Source organism: Sediminispirochaeta bajacaliforniensis DSM 16054 (assembly GCF_000378205.1).
Lineage (GTDB): Bacteria > Spirochaetota > Spirochaetia > DSM-16054 > Sediminispirochaetaceae > Sediminispirochaeta > Sediminispirochaeta bajacaliforniensis.
The window spans coordinates 71,529-92,489 of sequence record NZ_KB899420.1 but is presented as its reverse complement, the minus strand read 5'-3'; the positions used below and the strand labels follow the sequence as shown (position 1 = coordinate 92,489).

At 47.2% G+C, this 20,961-nt stretch carries 20 protein-coding genes; 18 read left to right on the top strand and 2 right to left on the bottom strand.

Annotated elements, in window-relative coordinates:
• Positions 1–49: 49 nt before the first annotated feature.
• The 10 genes from F459_RS0114940 (at position 50) to F459_RS0114895 (ending at position 10,073) form a co-directional block, all read left to right on the top strand.
• Entirely contained in the window at positions 50–910 is an 861-nt protein-coding gene (locus F459_RS0114940; RefSeq protein ID WP_020613527.1) for a carbohydrate ABC transporter permease, read from the top strand.
• Positions 911–912: 2 nt separating this feature from the next.
• A complete protein-coding gene (locus tag F459_RS0114935) occupies positions 913–1,725 on the top strand; it encodes a carbohydrate ABC transporter permease (protein WP_020613526.1) in 813 nt (270 codons plus the stop codon).
• Positions 1,722–2,972, top strand: coding sequence for an ROK family transcriptional regulator (locus F459_RS0114930; protein ID WP_020613525.1), 1,251 nt, complete (start codon positions 1,722–1,724; stop codon positions 2,970–2,972). Before F459_RS0114935 ends, F459_RS0114930 begins: the two co-directional genes overlap by 4 nt.
• A gap of 107 nt (positions 2,973–3,079) precedes the next feature.
• Positions 3,080–4,549 (top strand): FGGY-family carbohydrate kinase, encoded by a 1,470-nt coding sequence (locus tag F459_RS0114925; RefSeq protein ID WP_020613524.1) that lies wholly within the window; start codon positions 3,080–3,082, stop codon positions 4,547–4,549.
• Positions 4,536–5,378 carry a class II fructose-bisphosphate aldolase gene (locus F459_RS0114920; RefSeq protein ID WP_020613523.1) on the top strand — a complete coding sequence of 281 codons (843 nt, stop codon included), beginning with the start codon at positions 4,536–4,538 and terminating at the stop codon, positions 5,376–5,378. The genes F459_RS0114925 and F459_RS0114920 overlap by 14 nt, the downstream gene beginning before the upstream one ends.
• A gap of 24 nt (positions 5,379–5,402) precedes the next feature.
• Complete coding sequence (locus F459_RS0114915; protein WP_020613522.1) at positions 5,403–6,692, top strand: ABC transporter substrate-binding protein; 1,290 nt, start codon at positions 5,403–5,405, stop codon at positions 6,690–6,692.
• A 139-nt stretch (positions 6,693–6,831) separates the two neighbouring features.
• Positions 6,832–7,665 carry a carbohydrate ABC transporter permease gene (locus tag F459_RS0114910; protein WP_169517954.1) on the top strand — a complete coding sequence of 278 codons (834 nt, stop codon included), beginning with the start codon at positions 6,832–6,834 and terminating at the stop codon, positions 7,663–7,665.
• The gene (locus F459_RS0114905) at positions 7,658–8,500 is read left to right on the top strand and encodes a carbohydrate ABC transporter permease (RefSeq protein WP_020613520.1); all 843 of its coding nucleotides are present in this window, start codon (positions 7,658–7,660) and stop codon (positions 8,498–8,500) included. The genes F459_RS0114910 and F459_RS0114905 overlap by 8 nt, the downstream gene beginning before the upstream one ends.
• Positions 8,501–8,502: 2 nt before the next feature.
• Entirely contained in the window at positions 8,503–9,456 is a 954-nt protein-coding gene (locus F459_RS0114900; RefSeq protein WP_020613519.1) for a carbohydrate kinase family protein, read from the top strand.
• Positions 9,453–10,073 (top strand): LuxR C-terminal-related transcriptional regulator, encoded by a 621-nt coding sequence (locus F459_RS0114895; RefSeq protein ID WP_020613518.1) that lies wholly within the window; start codon positions 9,453–9,455, stop codon positions 10,071–10,073. Before F459_RS0114900 ends, F459_RS0114895 begins: the two co-directional genes overlap by 4 nt.
• Positions 10,074–10,093: 20 nt before the next feature.
• On the opposite strand, the gene F459_RS0114890 is transcribed toward F459_RS0114895, so the two are convergent.
• Both F459_RS0114890 and F459_RS0114885 read right to left on the bottom strand, forming a co-directional pair.
• Positions 10,094–10,840 carry a sulfite exporter TauE/SafE family protein gene (locus tag F459_RS0114890; protein ID WP_020613517.1) on the bottom strand — a complete coding sequence of 249 codons (747 nt, stop codon included), beginning with the start codon at positions 10,838–10,840 and terminating at the stop codon, positions 10,094–10,096.
• Positions 10,841–10,870: 30 nt separating this feature from the next.
• Positions 10,871–11,539: a cupin domain-containing protein gene (locus F459_RS0114885; protein ID WP_020613516.1), complete on the bottom strand. Its 669-nt coding sequence runs from the start codon at positions 11,537–11,539 to the stop codon at positions 10,871–10,873.
• 398 nt (positions 11,540–11,937) lie between these two features.
• Between F459_RS0114885 and F459_RS0114880 the strand changes: the two genes are divergently transcribed.
• From F459_RS0114880 to F459_RS0114845, 8 genes are all read left to right on the top strand, one after another.
• The gene (locus tag F459_RS0114880; protein WP_020613515.1) at positions 11,938–12,762 is read left to right on the top strand and encodes a sugar phosphate isomerase/epimerase family protein; all 825 of its coding nucleotides are present in this window, start codon (positions 11,938–11,940) and stop codon (positions 12,760–12,762) included.
• 12 nt (positions 12,763–12,774) lie between these two features.
• Positions 12,775–13,971: a scyllo-inosose 3-dehydrogenase gene (iolM, locus tag F459_RS0114875; RefSeq protein WP_020613514.1), complete on the top strand. Its 1,197-nt coding sequence runs from the start codon at positions 12,775–12,777 to the stop codon at positions 13,969–13,971.
• On the top strand, positions 13,971–14,948 hold the full coding sequence (gene iolN / locus F459_RS0114870) for a 3-dehydro-scyllo-inosose hydrolase (RefSeq protein ID WP_020613513.1): 978 nt from the start codon (positions 13,971–13,973) through the stop codon (positions 14,946–14,948). The genes iolM and iolN overlap by 1 nt, the downstream gene beginning before the upstream one ends.
• 63 nt (positions 14,949–15,011) lie before the next feature.
• A complete protein-coding gene (locus F459_RS0114865; RefSeq protein WP_020613512.1) occupies positions 15,012–16,070 on the top strand; it encodes a zinc-dependent alcohol dehydrogenase in 1,059 nt (352 codons plus the stop codon).
• An 80-nt stretch (positions 16,071–16,150) separates the two neighbouring features.
• The gene (locus F459_RS0114860; protein ID WP_020613511.1) at positions 16,151–16,978 is read left to right on the top strand and encodes a sugar phosphate isomerase/epimerase family protein; all 828 of its coding nucleotides are present in this window, start codon (positions 16,151–16,153) and stop codon (positions 16,976–16,978) included.
• Between the two features lie 53 nt (positions 16,979–17,031).
• Entirely contained in the window at positions 17,032–18,135 is a 1,104-nt protein-coding gene (locus F459_RS0114855; RefSeq protein ID WP_026295052.1) for a sugar ABC transporter substrate-binding protein, read from the top strand.
• A 97-nt stretch (positions 18,136–18,232) separates the two neighbouring features.
• Positions 18,233–19,771 (top strand): sugar ABC transporter ATP-binding protein, encoded by a 1,539-nt coding sequence (locus tag F459_RS0114850; RefSeq protein ID WP_026295051.1) that lies wholly within the window; start codon positions 18,233–18,235, stop codon positions 19,769–19,771.
• 5 nt (positions 19,772–19,776) lie between these two features.
• Complete coding sequence (locus F459_RS0114845) at positions 19,777–20,955, top strand: sugar ABC transporter permease (RefSeq protein ID WP_020613507.1); 1,179 nt, start codon at positions 19,777–19,779, stop codon at positions 20,953–20,955.
• Positions 20,956–20,961: the final 6 nt, after the last annotated feature.

Below are 20,961 nucleotides of genomic sequence, written 5' to 3'. Positions count from 1 at the left end.
ACAAAGCGTCGCCCGTTTTTTATAATCTCGGAGTAGAAAGAGGGGGAGCATGACCAGTAGCATGACCCGGTACAGAAAATATCTTTTCATTGCGCCCCTGGCGCTGTTTTTGCTTATTACGCTTGGATATCCGCTTGTTACAAATATCATATACAGTTTCAGCGATGTCACCTTTCGGACCATACGATCGCCGAGGCTTATCGGCATTCAACATTATAAAGAGGTGCTGACTTCTCCTGCTTTTTGGGGCAGTTTCTGGTTCAGTGCCAAATTTGCAATTGTAGCGACATTCTTCGAAGTCCTTCTCGGGCTTGGGCTTGCCATAGCACTTGCTCCGTTGCTCGAGCGCTATAAGATTCTTCTGACCTTCATCATGCTGCCTTTGATGATCGCCCCTGTCCTGATGGGAATCATGTACCGGCTTCTTTTGAACGAATTCGTGGGGCCGATTTCACAAATCATGCAGATGTTCGGAATCTATGTTAGCTTGCTGAATCCTCCCTGGATCGTCGGAACGCTCGTGACGATCGAGATTCTTCAATGGACGCCTTTTGCCTTCCTGATTATTTTTTCGGGATTACAGTCCATCTCCGGGGATGTTATCGAGGCCGCCAGGATAGATGGTGCTTCCGAGTGGGGAGTCTTTTGGTATATCACAATCCCTGCTTTATTGCCGAATATCTCCATTGCGGCCTTTGTCAGGTTTGTCGATTCCTTCAGGGTCTTCGATCATATCTATGTGCTCACCGGAGGGGGACCAGGGCGGATGACTACCAGCCTGAGTATTTTTATCTATAAGTCGTTTTTTCAGCAGGAGCAGATAGGAACGGCCGTTGCTGCGGCCATGGTTCTTCTTATCGTATTTCTGATACCGCTGATTTTCTCCATGCGACAGATTACAAGGAAATAACGATGAAAAAAACATTACGTATTATCTGTTATGTTCTGGTGGTTCTTATCTGTAATCTGCCGCTCTTGGCGACGATCGCAACCTCTCTAAAAACGCCTGCCCAAATATCCGCTTCCCCTCCGCTCCTTTTTTTTAAGCCGACTCTTGCCAATTATGCGGAAGTTCTTACCTCGCCGTCACTTCATTTTGGGACATACCTGAGAAATAGTTTCGGTCTCGCACTTCTTGGTACACTGTTTTCAATCCTCCTGGCCCTTCCAGCGGCCTACGGGATGGTCCGCCATGGTGTCGGAAAGAAATTCCTTCTGCCCTTTGTAACGAACCTTCGGACCTTCCCCTTGATTATCTTTGCCATCCCCTTTTATTTTATGTTCCAGTCGGTCGGCCTTTTGGATACGGTTCTCGGTCTGGCGATTTTATCCTGTCTCATTAATCTCCCCCTTGCCCTGGTGGTGCTGCTGAGCTTTTTCCAGGATTTGCCCATCGAACTTGAAGAGGCTGCCTTCGTGGACGGCGCTAGCACCTTTCAGACCATGCGGATGATCATCCTTCCGCTTGCGACAACCGTCCTTGCGTCGGTCTCGGTACTTAGCTTCATCTATGCCTGGAATGAGTTTTTATTTGGGCTTATACTCACAACAAAGGTAGCGACTCCCGTTACGGTTGGGGCGACGTTTTTTATTACTTCTTTTGGTATCCGCTGGGGGCAAACCGCTGCGGCCATTACCTTGAGCATACTGCCGCCAATGTTTATCGGTGTTTTAAGTTTCCGCTATCTGACAAAAGCCCTCCTGTCGGGAGCCATTAAGGGATGAGAAAAGAGAGTTCGGTGAAAAAGATGAACGACCTGTCGCTGCTGCGAAGGCAGCGGTCGTCGGAAATCCTTCGATTCATTCTTGCAAACGGCGCCATGACCCGGTCCGAGATCGTGACATGCACCGGCTATACCATGGCCTCGGTCATCAAGTACACCCAGTTCCTTGTTGAATCGGGAATACTTATGCAGGAACCCGGAGGCAGCGGCCGGACCCTTTCCTTCCGCATTGCCACCGGCCTGGGAAATGTCGTTGCCATTGTCGTCGGCAGGACGATTCAGGCCATTTTGGTAAATCCCCATGGGGTGGAATTGTGCTCTTCCGACAAGATCCCTTTTGAATCGGATATCTCTCCCGAGGCCTTTCTGGCCGTTATCGATCAGGTGATCGGCCAGGTTAAACAACGGCATGCGTCGTCGAAAGGGGGAGATATGCGGGCCATTGCCATCGGCTTGGCAATCGGCGGCTATATCAATCCCCGTAAGGGAATTTCCCACAGCTTCTATGCGTCCAAAACATGGCAGGAATTTAAGATAACCGATGCCATCGGCTCTGCATACGGTATCCACACCTTTATGATGAACGACGCAAATGCAGCGGTACTGGGAGAAAAGTATTACGGCGACGGAAAAGCCTTTGAAAACATGCTGCTCCTGTGGCTTGGAGAAGGAACCGGTTTGGGCTTGCTCTTGCAGGGGGAGCTTTACACCGGGGCGTCGTTTTACGCCGGGGAAATAGGCCACACCAAGACGGAGCTCTCAGATGAGCTCTGCTATTGCGGAAAAAACGGCTGTCTTGAGACCGTAACCTCGGAGTCAAACCTTATTCGCTCGTTCCGGAATATGATCGGCAGCGTGGTCAACTCGGGCGGTATCATCCATCATCAAGATGGCGCGGAAGATGTCACCATCAAAACCCTCATCAATCTTGCAAATCAGGGCGACCGCTTTGCGCAAAAAGTATTTACCTATGCGGCAAAGGCCCTTGCCGCAAAGCTTGCCGATATCTGCAATGTTCTCAACCCCGAGGCTCTGCTTTTTCGCGGCCCTATCATCGACGGTAATCGATTTTTGTTCGATACCGTCGAACATGAGTTGCGTCCGCTTCTGCTTTCTCCCATCGATTCCGCGCTCACCCTGAGCTATAATACCGAAAGTGCTTCTCCCATCGGCAAGGGGCTTTCCGCCGCAGCCCTGCTTCAGATACTCGGAGATACGACTCCCGAGTCGGAGGGAAGCGGCTTGTAAGCCGATTCCTACAGGAGCGGATAAAGGAATCCGACATAAACCTGCATGGCCGTCTGATATGAAAATCTCATAGATGCTTTACCATCGATGATGTTGGTGAGGTATGCATGAGAAATATTATCTGTGTCGATATCGGAAGTTCGCACATAAGTACCGGGGTCTTGCTTGAAGAGGGTGAGCTCGTGGCTGCCGCGGATATGGAGATACCGCTCATACGCGGCAGCAGCGGTGTCGTCGAATATGATCCCGATCAAATCTGGGCACTCACCCTTTCCTGCATACGGGATTCTCTTCGTAATCTTGAATCAAAGCACAAAAGCGATATCGCGGCGATCTCCGTGTCGAGCATGGGAGAGGTCGGCTTCCCCGTTGCACAGGATGGCACCCCTTTGTCCACCGCAATCAGCTGGATGGACCGCAGGGCCAGGGAACAGGCGAAGACGCTTGCCGGTGATATCGGTAGTGAAGAACTCTTTCGGATTACGGGTATGCCTCTTGATTCGATGTTTTCGATCCATAAAATCCTGTGGCTCAGGGAACATCAGAAAGAAATTTTCACATCCATGCACAAATGGGTGTGTATCGCGGATTATATAAACTACAAGCTCGTCGGTGCTTTCTTTACCGATTACACCATAGCCTCCAGAACCATGCTTTTCGATATCACCGATTACCAGTGGTCGGCGCCGCTCCTCTCCTATACCGGGCTGAGGACCGATCAGCTTTCCGAACCCTGTATGCCCGGGACGGTAATCGGAAATATGAAAAGCGAGATCAAAGAAGCTTTGCATCTGGATGGCACGGTGGCCGTTGTCCTGGGAGGACACGATCGGAGCTGTATTGCCGCCGCCATGGGAATCGACAACAAGAATCAGATTATCGATTCGACGGGAATCGGTGAGGGGCTTATCAGCGTTACGGATGAGCGGTTCATACCGCCGAATATCAAGGAGAGCAATCGCTTCTCCTGTTATCCGGGCTTTTTGGATCACAAGTATATCACCCTCGGCCATTTCGGGAGCGTCGGGCGATTGGTGAACTGGATCACCGATCAGTACAGCATCAAGGACTTTATTGCGCATCGAAACCTGGAATCACCAATCTATATCCCGAATACCTTCGTAAATAACAACTACCTGGAAAAGAGAATCTGGTTCGACTTGACCCCCCGCTCCACTCCCGAAGAGATCACCTACAGCATCTACGAGGGAATATCCTTTAATTTCAGGCAGATACTGGAACTCTACTGTAAAGAATATTCGGTACAGCACTATTCAATCTTCATGACAGGAGGAATGACCAGAAACGATGTTTTTACCCAGCTAAAGGCGGACACGCTGAATCACGCCATACTCATCGATGTGGAGAATGTCTCCACCCTCATCGGGGTGGGAAAGATTGCCTTTCTCGGTACGGGAATATACAGGGATTGGGAAGAGATAAAAGCGACCATCCAGCCCAGCTTTGTCAAGGTCCACCCACAGAAAGAGTATGAAGAATACTATAGCCAGCGATATCAGAAATATTACAAACAGGCTGAAAAGCTGAACAAGAGGAGAAAGGATGCCATACACTAACTTGAACGAGGTCCTTCGCCACGGCAAGGAACACGGCTATGCGGCCGGAGCCTTCAATGTCGTCAACATGGAGATGATCCAGGCGGTCATCGATTGTGCGGAAAAAAACGGGGTCGGCGCCGTGGTGCAGATTTACTGGGAGAACGACCTCGACCACCTTACGAAGCACTATGCGGTTGCCATGACGAAGGCCGGTGCGGAGAACGCATCGGTTCCTATTGCCCTGCAGCTTGATCACGGCTGCGAAACCGAACTGTTGAAAGGCTGTATCGATGCCGGATTTTCATCGGTCATGGCCGATTTCTCGGCCCATCCCTATGAGAAAAATATCGAACTGACACGAGAGATTGTCGAATATGCGCATGCGAAAGGCGTCACCGTTGAGGCCGAGCTGGGGCAGATCGTTTTGGGAACCGAGGGGAAAGATGAGATTTCATCGCATATGACGGACCCTGCCATGGTTTCCGATTTTCTCGAAAAGACAGGCGTTGATGCCCTGGCCGTTGCGATCGGCACAGCCCACGGGGTCTATTCCGAGGCGCCGGTAATCGATTTCGAGCGGCTGGAGAAGATTTTGTCCCTGGCTTCGAAACCGATTGTTGTCCATGGCGGATCGAAGGTTCCCGATGAAGATGTAAAGCGAATGGCCCGCCTTGGCATCAGTAAACTCAATATCGGCTTTGATCTCATGAATGCATTTCAGCAGTCAATAAAGGAAACGACGAAAACGAAAGACTTTGTTGCTCCTGTCGAAATCTTTTCCGCGGGAAAAGAGGCAGTGGCCAAGGTCCTTGATCATAAAATCAGTCTGCTCTCTTGGCAAAGATAGCAGATAAAAAGAAGGAGTAAGGGTATGAAAAGACTTTGTCTGGTGGCGATGTTTGCCCTCCTGTGCATCTCTTTTGTGATTGCAGGTGGGAAACAGGAACGTGATGGTGTCGTCGAGCTCGAATTCTGGATGCGTGATACTCGTCCCTCGAATGTCGAAGCAATGGATCTGATCGTCGAGTCGTTCGAACAGCAGCATCCGGGAATCAAGGTGAATGTTGTTCTGACTCCGTGGGACAGTGTGGAACAGAAGACCATGACGGCCATAGCGGCCGGAACACTTCCCGATCTTTCGCAGCTCAATCAGACCGGGGCCGCGGACTATGGAGAGAAGGGGATTCTCCTGAACCTTGACGGCGAACTGAAAAGTTGGGACAGGCTCAACGACATATGCGGAGTCAGCGTTTCCCAGGCCAAGTACAATGGCGAATTCTATGCAATCCCCTGGTTTGCCGGTTCCAATGTCATGTTCTACAACAAGGATCTTTTCATCGAAGCCGGAATCGTTGATGCCGACGGCAATGCCGCGCCTCCGAAAAACTGGGAAGAGTTTCTTGCCGATGCGAAGAAACTGACGAAGGATACCGACGGCGACGGTGTCATCGACCAATGGGGATTCGTGACACGGGGTGATGTCTCCCTTACCATTCCCATCAGGGAGTTTATGCTTGCCGCAGGAGACGGGGAATGGGTCGATTCCAACCGGAACGTTATCGTAGACAGCAAGAAGAATCTTGAAGGGCTCAACTTTTATCTTGATCTCTTTCAACGATACAAGGTTGTTCCACCCGATACCCCTTCGGTAGACTATGTGGGCGAAGAGCAGTATTTCCTGTCCGGGAAGGTGGCCATGATGTTTAACGGCCCCTGGAACCTTGGGAACATGTATGATTCGTCGGTCAATTGGGGTGTTGCTCTTGAACCGAAACGGGAGAAGAACGCCTGTCACATCGGCGGCTGCCCCGTTGGAATTTTCAATACCACGGAGCATCCGCAAGAGGCCTTGCTTTTTGCAAAGTATCTGGTCTCGGATGAGGCCCAGAAGATCTGGGCGGTCGATAAGGGCAATGGCCTTCCTGTTACCCAAAAGGCGCAGGAGCTTGCGAAACAGGATCCCGTTATCAAGGTGTTTGTAGAGAGCCTCCAGGCCGCGGACGCAGACAATGTCACTCCTCCGCCGCAAATACCGGAATGGGTCTCTATAGAACGCTCGGTTGCTCCGCCGATTTTTCAGAGTGCACTTCTTGGAGAGATTACACCGGAGGCATGCCTTGCGCAGCTTCAGAGTGCAATGACCGCAGCCCTGAACGAATAGCAGGAGAGGCTATGATGTATGCCGACTCTTCCGCCGTGTCTTTCGGCGGGAGAGCGGCTTTACCAAAATGATTATGAACGGCAAACACAAGTACTACGAAACGAATTACAGGCTCTTTTTGCTGCCTATAGTTCTGATAATGCTGACAAGCATTCTTATTCCGATCGTCAACACCGTACGCTACTCGTTCCTTGATCTTGATTTTATCAGCAAGGGTGCAGGCAATTTTTCCGGCTTTCGTAATTACGGCAAGGCGCTCTCCGATCCGGTTCTTTGGAAGTCCCTTTTCATTACCATCAGATGGACGGTCTATTCCATCGTCTTTCAATTCGGCCTCGGTTTTGCTCTTGCCCTGCTGTTGAAAAGCAAACAGGTACTCATCAATAAAACGGTTCTGCGATCACTGTTTCTCGTTCCCTGGATGCTTCCCGGGGCCCTCGCGGCCATCATGTGGAAATGGTTGTATCACGGCTCGGTCGGGCTGATAAATCAAATGCTTTTGCGTATGCATATTATTAGCGCTCCCATCCCCTGGCTGGCAAGCACGCAGTTTGTGCTCATCTCCGTTGTATTGGTGAATGTCTGGCGGGGGGCTCCCTTTTTCATGGTGATGCTCTTCGGCGGCCTGCAGACCATTCCGAACGAACTCTACGAGGCTGCCATGATAGACGGCGCAGGGAGCTTTACCTCGTTTCGCAAAATCACCGTGCCGTTACTAAAGCCCTTGATTCTGACCCTCAGTCTCTACGGCTTTATCGGAGCCTTCAATTTCATCGATATCATTCTTGTTTTGACAAAGGGAGGCCCTGCCCATCATACCCTGACTCTTCCCCTTTATGTGTGGCAGCTTGCTTTTGTCGACATGAAGATAAGTTATGCGACAGCCGTTTGCGTTCTTATGTGCCTCTTCCTTGTCGTACTTCTTGGTATCATGATGGTGTTTCTCAAAAAGCGGGGAGAAGACGATGAGTAATACCAAAACGAAACGATTCTTCTCTGCAGTGGGTGTGAACCTGTTGGTGGTCCTGGCCCTGCTCTTTATCCTTACCCCTGTGATCTGGCTCTTTTTGACCTCGATCAAAACCAGGGCCGAGATGTTTCAAACCCCGATTACCCTGTTTCCGGAGACTTTCGATTTCGGAAACTATGTGAAGATATGGGAAAAGATACAATTCGGCACCTTTATAAAAAACAGCCTGATCATGTCGCTCTATAATACCGTCGTCACTCTCGTGATATCTTCCATGGCAGCCTATGCTCTCTCGCGCTACAAGTTTAAAGGGCGGGAGTTTTTTCTCCGTTATTTGCTGGTCTCTCAGATGTTTCCAGCGGTGCTGGTCCTCATTCCTCTCTTTCTGATGGTAAAGCGGATCGGGCTTTTAGGAACCTTTACCGGGCTGGAGATATGCTACCTGACAATAACAATCCCGTTCTGCACGTGGGCGTTGAAAAACTATTTCGACAAAATCACTCCCACGATAGAAGAATCCGCGATGATCGACGGTTGTTCGTTTATCACCTCGTACATAAAAATCTTTCTTCCCGTTGCCTTACCCGGACTGGTATCGGTAGGAACCTACTGTTTTCTCTCATCGTGGAATGAATATCTGTTTACCGTGGTCTTCATGCAGACTCAGGATACCTGGACGCTGCCTGTCGGCCTGGCGGCTCTTAGTGGTCAGTTCGCTTTGGACATGGGTCTGTTGACGGCAGGCGGTATCATCAGTCTTGTTCCGGCTGTGATCATCATGCTGTTTTTACAGAAATATTTACTTGAAGGAATGTTGGCAGGATCTGTAAAGGAATAAGCATGAGTGAAGTAGTAAGCATCGGGCAGATCATTACGGATATACTTGTCCGCCCCGTGGAAGCGGTCGATTTTCGGATCGATACGCAGGAGGTTGAAACAATTCAGTTGAATACCGGGGGAGACAGCTTCAATGTCGCGGTTGCCCTTTCGAAGTTGGATGTCGATGTGGCTTTCAACGGAAAAATCGGTGCCGATATCTTCGGTGAACTGCTCATAGGCAGGATCAAATCCTGCGGCATCGATAGCTCGGGGTTGGTTGTTGCAGAAGGCGATTCAACCAGCTCTTCCGTGGCGTTGATCAGGAAGAACGGCGAACGCTGCTTTCTCTTCTATCCGGGGGCCAATAATCACCTTGGAATCGAGGATATTAAGTGGGATGCCATTGATAATGCGAAAATTGTCCATGTCGGGGGGCTCTATACTCTGCCTCTTTTGGATGGTGAGAATGTGGCGAAGATACTCCGGTATGCGAAAGAGAAGGGAAAGCTTACCACGGTGGACGTTTCCTGGGATAGAAGCAACAGGTGGTTCAGTGGAATTCGGGAGAGTCTTCCCTATATCGACTATTTTCTACCCAGCTATGGTGAGGCGAAAGAGATCGCCCAAAAGGATAGTCCCGAGGAAATTGCCCGGTTTTTGCAGTCAGCCGGTGCAAAACATGTCATAATAAAGCTAGGAAACGATGGCAGTTATGTGAAGCCTGCGGACGCCGACGGTTATGTTGTCGCTCCTGTGGATTTCGGAGAGGTCGTCGATACCACCGGAGCCGGTGATTCCTATGTCGCCGGATTTATTCGCGGCCTACTGAATGGATGGGACCTTGCGGCCTGCGCCCTTTTTGCGACGGTGGTGGCCGGAGAGAACATCAGAAAGATAGGTGCAACGGCAGGAATTCCTGCCTATCATGATGCCCTTAAACGATACAAGGAAGAGTCGGGAAAACGAACACCGTGAAAATAGCACTGGTAGATCACTCGCCGTTTATCAACTATGCTCTCACAAAGCTGCTGACTGAGAGCTTCTCTTCCGTCGCCTTTATCGATTGTTATACCGGTGAAGGCGACGTTTTCGATGAGCTGCGGGAGTGTGATCTTATCATTATGGAGTTGATCTTTCGTTCCTGCAGCGGACTTGAATTCATCAAATCCCTCAGAGACCATGAGATTGGTATTCCGGTTCTTGTATTCACCATGCAGAACGAGGAGCACTTTGCCGAGCGTTCCCTCAAAGCCGGTGCCACCGGCTATCTTATGATGAGTTCCGCTATCGAAGAGATTGGCTATGCCCTGAAAACGGTTCTGAACCGGCGATGCTATGTAAGCAGAAATATTGCGGAAAAGATGGCCGACCGCCTCCATGGCACCGGCGGCAATATGCCTATCGAGAGACTGTCCGATCGGGAATTGCAGGTGCTCTTGCTGCTGGCATCGGGAATCAGCAACAGTGACATAGCGCAAAATCTCTGCCTTAGCCCCAAGACCGTGAGTACCTACAAATCCCGAATCATGGAAAAGATGGATTTCCACAACGACAAGGAAATCCTGCTCTATTTTCTGAACCAGAAAGTCTGAAACCCTTCCCCTGCTTCTCCTCACGCTCTAAAAATAAGTGCCTTTATAAAAATGCTGAATCCTCCGGCCATAAAGATAGTAATGATGACACGGCGTATCGCCTGTTCGCCGAGTTTCTTATCAACCACCGATCCTAAGGTGAATCCGGAAGCCATGCCGGGCAGTGCCGCAAGGGCCAGCATCATTACGCTTTTTGTCAGAAGACCGCTTACGATATACGTGACAATTCTGAAGATATTTTCAATCAAAAAGACGAAACAAATATTTCCGCGAAAGGCTTGACGGTTTTTACTTGTCCGTTCGATGTAGGCTACAAAGAAGAGATTGATACCATAGAGGCCAGCGGTGATTCCCGAACAAAATGAAACGATTCCCAGGACCACTTTATTCGGGTGCATCGTTTTCGTCCGGTCTCTCGTTATCATCTCTATACCGATACCGATGACAAGTATGCCCAGGAAGGCCTTAAGAAGCCAGGAGCTTGCATACTTTAGCAGCATTGTACCGGGGATAACCCCGCAGAGAATGCACAGGATGATGAACAGGGAGGTACGGATCGAAAAGGCCTTACGATTCTGCCAGGACATATATGCATTGACCGGAGTAGCAAGACAGAGGTTAAGCGGTGAGATAACCGAATTGTCCATTGTCATGGATAGAAGCGGGGTCGAAATAAGGGGGTCCCCGAAACCGGCAAGGCCTTTGATAAAATAGCAAACAAATTCTATAAGGAAAACAAAAATATATAATTCGAATGTAGAGTTCATATTGTTGGGCTTTGCTTCTCTGCCGGAGGCTTAAAACCAGGGGGGGGTGTTTGCCCAAATACAGGTACACATGACATCCGATTCGTTTCGCTTCATGTGAGGCTCGGTAGAGTTGAAGGTTATGCTGTCCCCCTCAGTCAATCTGTAGCTTTCCCCCTTTATCTCCACGACCAGTTCACCCGAGAGAATCAAGCCGCATTCGCTACCGGGGTGCACATAGGGCAGGGGACCGGTGCTTGTTCCCGGATCATATTCGTTATAGATCAACTCAATAGGACCGGCAAGGTTGGGGTTTAGCAGATAGAAACGTATACCCGGTCCCGGCGAAAGGAACTTTCGATTTTCTTTGTGGACTACCGGGGAGAGCCCCATCAGGTTTACCGATGTAAACATTTTAAGGTGGAAGGGTATATCGGCCTGTGTCGTATCCTGCGTTACCACATTCTCTTCGGCCTGGCTGTTGTTCTCTTCCACGCCATCAAAAAGAAAGCTGATGGGAATATTCATGGCATCGCAGATCTTCTTTAAGGTTGCGATCGATGGTGAGATTAAGGCCCGCTCAACTTGACTAATGGTACTTGATGTAAGGCCTGTCAGCTCGGCAAGTTCGGATATTTTCATGTTATGTTTATTTCTCTGAGCTCGAATTCGTGATCCGAGGGTCAGATTCACTTTAGCAACATCGACATCATCACCCATAATAACCCCTTGCATGCAAATTTAGTTTCAATAAAGTACACGTGTAACTATGCCAAGAAATAGATTCAGTGTCCATAATGATATTCATCATTACTTTATTATATATCCTATAGGTTGATATTTTTATTGTAAATGAACGACATTACCACTTGAATCTCCTATACATAGCTTATTTCATAAGAAATCGTATTGCAAATTATCTTGGACATTTCTTTTCCCGTCTCTATAATGTTTTTTCCTGTAACAAGTTACCACACCGCCATGGACGGAATAAACGGTGGGATTATGTATGTAAAAATTTGTTGACAGGTAAATTATTGTGACTTACAATAATTTCAGTTTTAATAAATAAATTAAATGTATGGTTAATATATTACATTCTGTTTGAGGTTGCTGCGATGTGTGACTGGAGTTATTCACTGTCAAGTGCCGATTCTGCACCCGATTCCGCACCAATTTTGTTACGCGGGGGAATCTGTTCGAATCTTGAGGTTGCTTCGATGCTGGGGTATCAGGCGATCGAAATACATACACGGGAAGATGCTTTTCTGGATTATACGAGGATCGCAGAAACCGCTTCCCGATACAATGTTACTATTTCCGCGGTTGTCACGGGACGCCTGAATACCCAGGGAGAAGTAAATCTTATTGATGACAGGCCCTATATTACCCAGAGCGCTTTGGCCGGGATGCACTCTTACATAGAGATGGCCGCTCATCTTAAAACCAATCTGATTATAGGCTGGCTGAAGGGGCGTATCCCCGATGGGGCCGACAGAACTTTGTATTTGGATCGTCTGGCCCGGAATCTCCGGCTTATCTGTAAAGCGGCGGAAGAGAAAGGGGTCAAGGTTTTTATCGAGGTCATTAATCGGTACGAGGTGAATATCTTTACTACGGCTAAAGAGACTGTGGAGTTTCTCGATGCCTGGGAGATTCCCAACTGCTATGTCCACCTGGATACCTTTCACATGAACATCGAGGAAGAGGATCCCGTTGATGCAATTCATGTTTCGGGAGCCCGCCTCGGCTATTTTCACGTGGCGGACAACACCCGCTTCTATCCTGGGAGCGGCACCCTCGATTTTACTTCGTATTTGTCTGCGCTAAAAGATATTAACTATGCCGGCTTTATATCTGTCGAGTGTCTGCCTGTTCCCGACGGAAAAACAGCGGCAAAGAAGGCATTGGCATATCTGAAGAACATAGAAAAGGAAATATGAGGAGGAGCATTCATGCGCGCATTTTATGTTGAGGCGGAATTCGAGCCTAAGCCTGGATACAAGCTTTCTGAAAGAGAGTTAAGTACGAGGCGTGCGGCAAGGGGAAATTCTGTTTGGAAGAATATACGAGGTTCTGTCACCGATCGCCCCGATCCCCATCCTAAAGACGATGAGGTTTTAATCAAGGTGGGGGCTGCCGGCATTTGTGGGACGGACGCACATCTGCTGCTTAAAGATGAAGAGGGGTACACCAAGTATGATGGGCACAGCAAGTACCCGATCATTACAGGGCATGAATTCTCCGGAGAAGTCGTTGAGCTGGGGTCGGCTGTTCACAGGCTGAAGCTTGGTGATTTGGTCAGTGTCGAATCCATGAATTGGTGCGGCGAATGTGATGCCTGCCGAATGGGCATGTTTAATCAATGTAAAAACCTTGAAGAGCCCGGCCTGACCTTTGATGGCGGTTTTGCAGAGTATGCAGTGGTCAGGGCCAAATACTGCTACCTCCTGAACGACATAGTGGAATTTTATGGAAACAAAATGACGGCCTTTGAATTGGGGGCCATGATTGAGCCTACCGGGGTTGCTTACAACGGTTTATTTGTGAGAGGTGGTGGCATTCGTCCCGGAGGGCATGTGGTTGTTTTTGGTGCCGGACCGATAGGCCTTGCCGCAATTTCACTCATGAAAACCAGTGGTGCTGCTAAGCTTATCTGTTTTGAAACCACGGAAGAGAGGCGGAAACTGGCTCAGGAGTGCGGGGCCGACTATGTCTATGACCCTATCGCATTGGGAAAAGAGGGAGTGAATCCCTCGGAAGTGCTGATGGATCTTACTAAAGGTAGAGGCATTGCCTTATTTGCCGAATGTTCCGGGGCGACGAATGCCACCTATCCTGTAATGGCTGGGGCACTTGCCATTGGCGGGAAAACGGTTCAAATCGGTCATTCTCTTGGAAAAACAAGTATCGATTTATATCCCTACATGTTTAACGCCGGTGGCATCAGTGGTTCCAACGGGCAGTCCGGGCAGGGAATCTATAGCGATGTGATTGCTTTGATGGCAAGCGGCAGGATCGATATGCGTAAAATGGTAACCGGCAGGGTGCACCTTGAAGATATTCAGACTGGACTTGATCAGGCTGCTGACCGCATTTCCGGAAAAATATTAGTCAGCATGAATTATAAGAATTACGGAGGTAACAGGTAATGTCAAAATGGCAAATCCCGGCAAAGGGTGGACATATGGAAAAGAATACCGGTGTCTACTATCAGAACATGACGAACAAAGATGTGGAAGAACGTCTTGAAAAGAATGACGTAATCCTGATTCCGGTAGGTTCGACGGAAAATCATGGAGCAAACGCTCCTTATGGTGAAGATACCTACCTCGATACCAGGCTCTGCGAACAGGTCGCTCTGACTACCGGTTGTACCGTTGCACAGCCTATTTGGTATGGTTCTCATCCCTACCATCATCTAGGCATGCCCGGGACGATCATGATTCCCGAGGAAACACTGGCCGACTATCTTTGCTACGTGTTTGCAGGATTCTGGAATACCGGTTTCCGGAAAATGATTGTAGTGAATGGCCACGGTCAGGATTATGTTATTCCCCTTGCCATTCATAAATTCGGCAAGAAATTCCAGGTACCGGGTATTGTCCTTTACGTGCACTTTTGGAATGCCGCCAAAAATCCCGAAACAGGATTGACCGATCTTGCGACCAAGGACCAGGGAGGGGTGTATGATACTCCTTTTATCCACGCCGACGAGGTTGAACAGTCTTTTGCCCTTGCCTTGTTTCCCGAGCTTTGCAAACAGGAGAATGCAGTTGTCACCAAGCCTTCTCCCATGCTGCCGCCGGGGCATATTAATAACTCTGCAGAAAACGGGGTCGGCCCAATTAAATGGTACAATGCTTTCGGCAGTGTTGGTATGGAGTGTATCTGTACTCCGGAAGGGGTCATCGGGGATCCGACCATGGCGGATGCTGAGAAGGCCCGTGCCGGGGTCGAGCACACGCTTAACTACCTTGAAAAACTGGTAAACGACATCATTACCAAATATCCGGCCGGAGAGTTGCCTCCCATCGATAAGGTCACGCAGCGCAGTCGTGAAGATATCGAAGCCGTAATCAAGGGACCGACAAAGGGTGGCCGACATATCTATACGCTTACCTACTAAGGCCTATTAAGGGCTTCGTGAGAAATCTAAAGACAAATAAGAATCTTTTCAGGAGGGTTGTTAATGAAAGCCAATATAGCTTTTCTGCATGGGCCTGAAGATCTCAGGATCGAAGAGGTGGAACTGCCGCCCCTTAAACCAAACGAGATCCTCATCAAGCTCAAGGCCTGTGGTATCTGCGGATCTGATGTTGAGTGCTACGAGGGAAAATCTGCAGAGGGACGTTACGATATTGCCCCCTACACGCCAGGCCATGAATGGGCGGGGCAGGCTGCCGAGGTAGGAAGCGCTGTCACCAGTGTAAAGGTCGGCAACAAGGTTGTCGGAGATTGTGTGCTTCCCTGCTTTAACTGTGCGAACTGTAAAGACGGCAAAATGCCTTCTGCTTGTCTGAATATGCGCGAGGTGGGATTTCGGCCCGATTCTCCCGGGGGGATGGGCGAGTACATGATCCTTGAAGAGTGCTATACCCATGTGATTCCAGACGATTGGGCATATGAGCTGGGAGCGTGGGTCGAGACCTTCAATGTAGGCTACTGGGGCGTGTGGGGAAATGGATGTGATCCCGATGCCTCGGATGACTGCGTTATTATTGGTGCCGGGCCTATCGGTCTATCCGCCTCAATGGTGTGTAGAACTTCCGGCGCACAAGTCATTGTCGTCGATCCCCTTGCTTCTCGACGGGAGACGATTCTTAAATACGGGGCGGATCACACGGTGGATCCGTCCAAACCTGGTTATCTTGACGAAATACTTCGTCTGACCAATGGCCGTGGGCCGTCTGTGGTTATTGAAGCATCCGGCAACGATAAGGGCATAGCGTCGCTCTTCGATATTGCGGGACACAGCGCACGGGTTGGATTAATAGGCCACTCCATCGGTCGCAAGGTTCCTGTCGAAATTGGTAAGACTATCTGGAAGACGCTGAAGATTGCAGGTTCCGGCGGGACGGACAAATGGTTTCCCCGAACCATTCGTTTCCTTTCACGCATTAAAGACAATTACGATTTTGCTGCTTTGAATACACATCATTTCAATTTTAAGGATATCCATAAAGCCTTTGATGTCGCATGCCATGATAAGGCAAACGCCCGCAAAGTTATGCTGACGTTCGACGAATAAAGTTTTTTGTGGTGGGGCACTTCCTCATCGATCTACCAAGCGGAAGTGCCCATAATATTCACGTATTAGGGAAAAAGCCAATGAAACTGGGTTTTAATGAAGCCACTTGCATGAAGCGGTCGACGGTTGAAAATGACTTGGTGCTTTGTGAGAGGTATGGATATAAGTATATCGAACTTCGACTCGACATGCTTAAAAAATATCTGGAAAAAAATAGTCTTGCCGACTTGCAATCTTTTTTTCGTTCCAGCCGTCTTAAACCGTATGCATTCAATTCGATAGAAAATATCAATTTTTGTTCTGCCGACCAATGGGATACATTGATTTCGCTTTTTACCTTTGGATGCGAAATTGCACAAGCAATAGGTAATCCTTATCTTATCGTTGTTCCTACAATGGGAGACGATATGCATAAAAAAAGTAAAGACGATGTATATAGCGACAGCGTTGAGGTCCTAAATAAGCTTGCGGATATTGCTAAGCCTTACAAGGTAAAGCTTGCTTTTGAGCCTATTGGTGATAAGCGATGGTGTGTACGTAGCCTTGAACAGGCCTTGGAAATTGTTCATGCAGTGGATCGCCCCGACGTCGGCGTTGCTTTGGATTCAATAAATCTTTTTCTCTATAACCGACTATCCAATATTGATTCAATTGATGACGTTCCGTTGGATAAACTTTTCGTTTATCACATTAACGATTGTGAAGATCTTCCTTTGGGTGTGTTGGATCACTGCCATCGTCTGTACCCCGGTGACGGAATTATTCCATTAGCGAAAATCAGCGATAAACTGCATAAAAAAGGTTACGAAGAGATATGCTCGGTAGAGTTGTTCCGTCCAGAGTATTGGGAACTTGATCCGGAAAAAGTTATTCGAACAGCATCTCAAAAAGCACAACGATTTTTGTAGTAAAAGGGAATGGCTTATGCTGTTTCCCAAAAAACGGTTGGAGGGTTTTGTATATGCAAAAGAGAGGAAACGGGAAAAACTTATTAATGTTTTGTTCATTTGTATTAACAGTATTTTTGTTGTTTGGCTGTACGGAAAAAGAAAGCGATGCTGCTTCTTCCGGACCAAAGGATATTAAAAATATCAAAGTTGGTGTCTCTGTTGGGCATACACAGGAAGAGCGATGGCAACGTGAAATAGATATGTTTAGATCGTATGCAAAAGAACATGGCTTTGAATTATTAGTTCAATCTGCCGAGAATAATGCACAAAAACAAGTTTCCCAATGCGAGAATCTTATAAATCAAGGGATTGATGTTCTTATTTTACAATCTCTGGATGCATCTGCCGTTGCTCCTATCATAACTTCTGCTCACGATGCTGGTATTAAAGTTATTTCATATGATAGGTTTGCATTAAATTGCGACTTGGATTATTACGTGACGTTTGACTCCTTTAAGGTTGGTGTTACACAGGCAAATTTTGTTATCAACAAAGTCGATAAAGGAAATTTTATTTGGCTCAAGGGTGCTGCGGAAGATAACAATGCGCATCTTGTAGCGGCCGGTCAGAAAAGTGTGTTACAGCCTTATATCGACCGGGGGGATATTGACATCGTTCTCGAACAATGGTGTCGAGGCTGGGACCCGAACGAGGCCCTAAAGAATGTTGAGAATGGTCTTACGCTGACGAATAACGACATACAGGCTGTTATTGCTTCCAATGATGGAACAGCAGGGGGCGCTATACAGGCTTTGGCTGCTCAGGGTTTGAATGTTCCAATTTCAGGCCAGGATGCAGATCTTGCTGCTTGCCAGCGTATTGTTGAAGGAACGCAAACAGGAACTGTGTATAAACCTCTTGCAAAATTAAATCGTGCTGCTATGGAGCTTGCTGTTGCGATTGCGACAGGGAAGGATCCGCAATCCTCAATCGATAGTTCGCTTGGGGTATGGACAACTTTGGATAATAACTATAAGCAGGTCGACAGCTTTTCTGTAGATGTTATTGCAATTGATAAGGATAACCTTTACGACATTCTAATTGCGCGGGATAAATTTCATACGCTGGAAGAAGTTTATAAGAATCTACCAAAAAGTGAATGGCCTGAAAAATAGCAAATACTTTTAGAATAAATGATTATAGGTGTGCCTTCCTTGTTTTGAGGGAGGCACGTATGTTTTTCGACGATACAGGATGAAGGGGAAAGGGTCTGTGCAAGAGAAAAATATACTGGAAATGAGAAAGATCACCAAATTATTTCCAGGCGTAAAAGCTTTGGATAAGGTTGATTTCAAAGTGACAGAGGGAACCGTTCATGCACTGGTTGGCGAGAATGGTGCGGGGAAATCAACTTTAATTAAGATTATCAGCGGAGTGTACCCATATAATACCTATAGCGGAAAAATGCTTATACATGAGAATGAAGCAAAGTTTTTTAGCATCAAGGAAGTAGAAAGGGCCGGTATTGCCTGTATTCATCAGGAATTAAATTTAGTTCCGGAAATGAGTGTTGCCGAGAATATTTTTCTCAATGAGAAGCCCACTCGGTATGGCTTTATTGACTTTGATGCAATGTATGCAGAAACCTTATCTTTGCTTAAACAGATCGGCATGAACACTACAGATACTATTCTTATACGTCCCGATGAAAAAGTTAAGAATCTTGGTATTGGTCAAAAGCAAATGGTGGAAATCGCAAAGGCTTTGGCGAAGGACGTTAGCCTTCTTATTCTGGATGAACCAACCTCTGCCCTTACAGAATCAGAAGTCGATGTATTACTCGGGATTATTGACGGGCTGCGATCAAAAGGTGTGACGTGTATTTATATATCTCATCGTTTAGATGAAGTAATGCGCATTGCCGATGAGATAACCATCTTGCGTGATGGAAAGACCATCGATTCAAGAAAGCGATCGGATATTGATAAAGAGACTATGATTAAATTAATGGTCGGTCGTGAACTGACGAATATGTTTCCGAGAGTTCCTCATAAAAGAGGCGATCTGGTTTTTGAAATTAAGAATTATTCTGTTGAGAATCCCGATGTCCCAGGGCGAAAATTGATCGATAATGTAAACTTGAAGGCTTATCGGGGAGAAATACTTGGTATAAGTGGCCTTATGGGTGCAGGACGTACTGAACTATTTACATCCGTGTTCGGTGCTTTTCGTGAAAAAGGTGAAGGTGAAGTCTGGATCGACAATAAAGACGTAATAATTAAAAGTCCATTAGATGCATTGAAGCATGGATTGGCAATCATTAGTGAAGATCGCAAAAAATTAGGGCTTAATCTCTTAATGGATATAAAAGAAAATGTTACCCTTGCTGCTTTGAAAAAAGTATCAAGAGCCGGTATTTTAGATGCAGATAAAGAAGTCGCTTATACAAAAGATTATGTGGACACCATCAGAATCGTTGCTCCCAATATTAGTGTAAAAGTTTCTACGCTTAGTGGTGGTAATCAGCAAAAAGTTGTCATCGCGAAAGCTTTATTTTGTGATCCAAAAGTAATTATCCTCGATGAACCTACCAGGGGAATCGATGTCGGAGCAAAATATGAAATCTATAAAATCATGAATGACCTGGTAGAGAAAGGCGTAGTAGTTATCATGATTTCTTCCGAAATGGAAGAAATACTTGGAATGAGCGACAGAATATTAACTATGGCCGGTGGAAAGATCACTGGGGAATTTGATGTTGCCGAAGCGACACAAGAAAAACTGCTGCAGGCGTCGGTTGCAGGGAGGTAAAAGATATGAACGATTCAATGAAACACTATTTTTCTAAAAAAAAGATCGACATGCGTACTTTTACCATGGTCGCCATTTTGGTGATACTATGGGTTGTCTTTTCTTATCTAACCAGTAATGGTTTTAGAACACTTGGTACATCATTTCTCTCGAGCCGAAATCTGTCCAATTTGATGAGACAAATGACTATTGTGGCCATCATGGGAAGCAGCATGGTCCTGGTAATGGTTACCGGCGGAATTGATCTTTCTGCAGGTGCTGTAGTTGGCTTTATTGGTTGTACGGCGGCAGGTTTACAGGTTTTTTATAGTGTGGGTACGCTGCCCACTATTATTATTTCTCTTTTGCTGGGCATGCTGGTATTTGTTCTGCAGGGTTCTCTTATTGCCTATGCCGGGCTGGCGCCCTTTATTGTGACACTCGGTGGTCAGTTGGTATTTAAAGGTTTGGTTTTGGCAATATCCAAAGGTGCAACTATTGCTCCTTTGGAGGATTCTTTACGCTATTTCGGACAAGCATACATAAGTAAGACATTAACTACTGTTATCGGCATTGCCATAATTCTTTTTTTGTTAATGAATGAAATTCAACGGCGCTCTGGTCAGCGAAAACATGGAACCCTGTTTGAGCCTTTACAGGCTATGCTTATTCGTTGGGGAATAACGGCTGTCGGTATCTTGGTAGCCGTTTATATCATGAATAGTTATCGAGGAATGCCTGTCCCGGTCTTGATCATGTTCATCATTTCATTTCTTTTGACTATTGTAGCGGAAAAAACAGTCTTTGGCCGCAGTATCTATGCGATTGGAGGGAATCTGGATGCCGCAAAATATTCTGGAATCAACGTAAGTAAAAATTTACTTATCGTATATACCATCCATGGGATGATGGTTGCAATAGCAGGTTTAATTCTCGCCGCTCGTCTTAATGCTGGAACAATAACTGTTACCAATATGAATCTTGAGCTTGATGCAATCGCCGCTGCTGTCATTGGAGGAACAAGCATGACTGGTGGCGTTGGTAAGGTGGCAGGCGCTATTTTCGGTGCCCTGGTGATGGCTTCTATTGATAATGGTATGAGCATGATGAATATGGATGCATTTTGGCAATACATCGTAAAAGGCAGTATTTTAGTAGCTGCTGTTTGGTTTGACATGCAGACAAGAAAAAAGGGAAATGCATAAAGGAGT

Coding starts and splice junctions, on each gene's coding strand:
- F459_RS0114940 (WP_020613527.1), top strand. CDS start 50: ATGACCAGTAGCATGACCCGGTACAGAAAATATCTTTTCATTGCGCCC.
- F459_RS0114935 (WP_020613526.1), top strand. CDS start 913: ATGAAAAAAACATTACGTATTATCTGTTATGTTCTGGTGGTTCTTATC.
- F459_RS0114930 (WP_020613525.1), top strand. CDS start 1,722: ATGAGAAAAGAGAGTTCGGTGAAAAAGATGAACGACCTGTCGCTGCTG.
- F459_RS0114925 (WP_020613524.1), top strand. CDS start 3,080: ATGAGAAATATTATCTGTGTCGATATCGGAAGTTCGCACATAAGTACC.
- F459_RS0114920 (WP_020613523.1), top strand. CDS start 4,536: ATGCCATACACTAACTTGAACGAGGTCCTTCGCCACGGCAAGGAACAC.
- F459_RS0114915 (WP_020613522.1), top strand. CDS start 5,403: ATGAAAAGACTTTGTCTGGTGGCGATGTTTGCCCTCCTGTGCATCTCT.
- F459_RS0114910 (WP_169517954.1), top strand. CDS start 6,832: ATGCTGACAAGCATTCTTATTCCGATCGTCAACACCGTACGCTACTCG.
- F459_RS0114905 (WP_020613520.1), top strand. CDS start 7,658: ATGAGTAATACCAAAACGAAACGATTCTTCTCTGCAGTGGGTGTGAAC.
- F459_RS0114900 (WP_020613519.1), top strand. CDS start 8,503: ATGAGTGAAGTAGTAAGCATCGGGCAGATCATTACGGATATACTTGTC.
- F459_RS0114890 (WP_020613517.1), bottom strand. CDS start 10,840: ATGAACTCTACATTCGAATTATATATTTTTGTTTTCCTTATAGAATTT.
- F459_RS0114885 (WP_020613516.1), bottom strand. CDS start 11,539: ATGGGTGATGATGTCGATGTTGCTAAAGTGAATCTGACCCTCGGATCA.
- F459_RS0114880 (WP_020613515.1), top strand. CDS start 11,938: ATGTGTGACTGGAGTTATTCACTGTCAAGTGCCGATTCTGCACCCGAT.
- iolM (WP_020613514.1), top strand. CDS start 12,775: ATGCGCGCATTTTATGTTGAGGCGGAATTCGAGCCTAAGCCTGGATAC.
- iolN (WP_020613513.1), top strand. CDS start 13,971: ATGTCAAAATGGCAAATCCCGGCAAAGGGTGGACATATGGAAAAGAAT.
- F459_RS0114865 (WP_020613512.1), top strand. CDS start 15,012: ATGAAAGCCAATATAGCTTTTCTGCATGGGCCTGAAGATCTCAGGATC.
- F459_RS0114860 (WP_020613511.1), top strand. CDS start 16,151: ATGAAACTGGGTTTTAATGAAGCCACTTGCATGAAGCGGTCGACGGTT.
- F459_RS0114855 (WP_026295052.1), top strand. CDS start 17,032: ATGCAAAAGAGAGGAAACGGGAAAAACTTATTAATGTTTTGTTCATTT.
- F459_RS0114845 (WP_020613507.1), top strand. CDS start 19,777: ATGAACGATTCAATGAAACACTATTTTTCTAAAAAAAAGATCGACATG.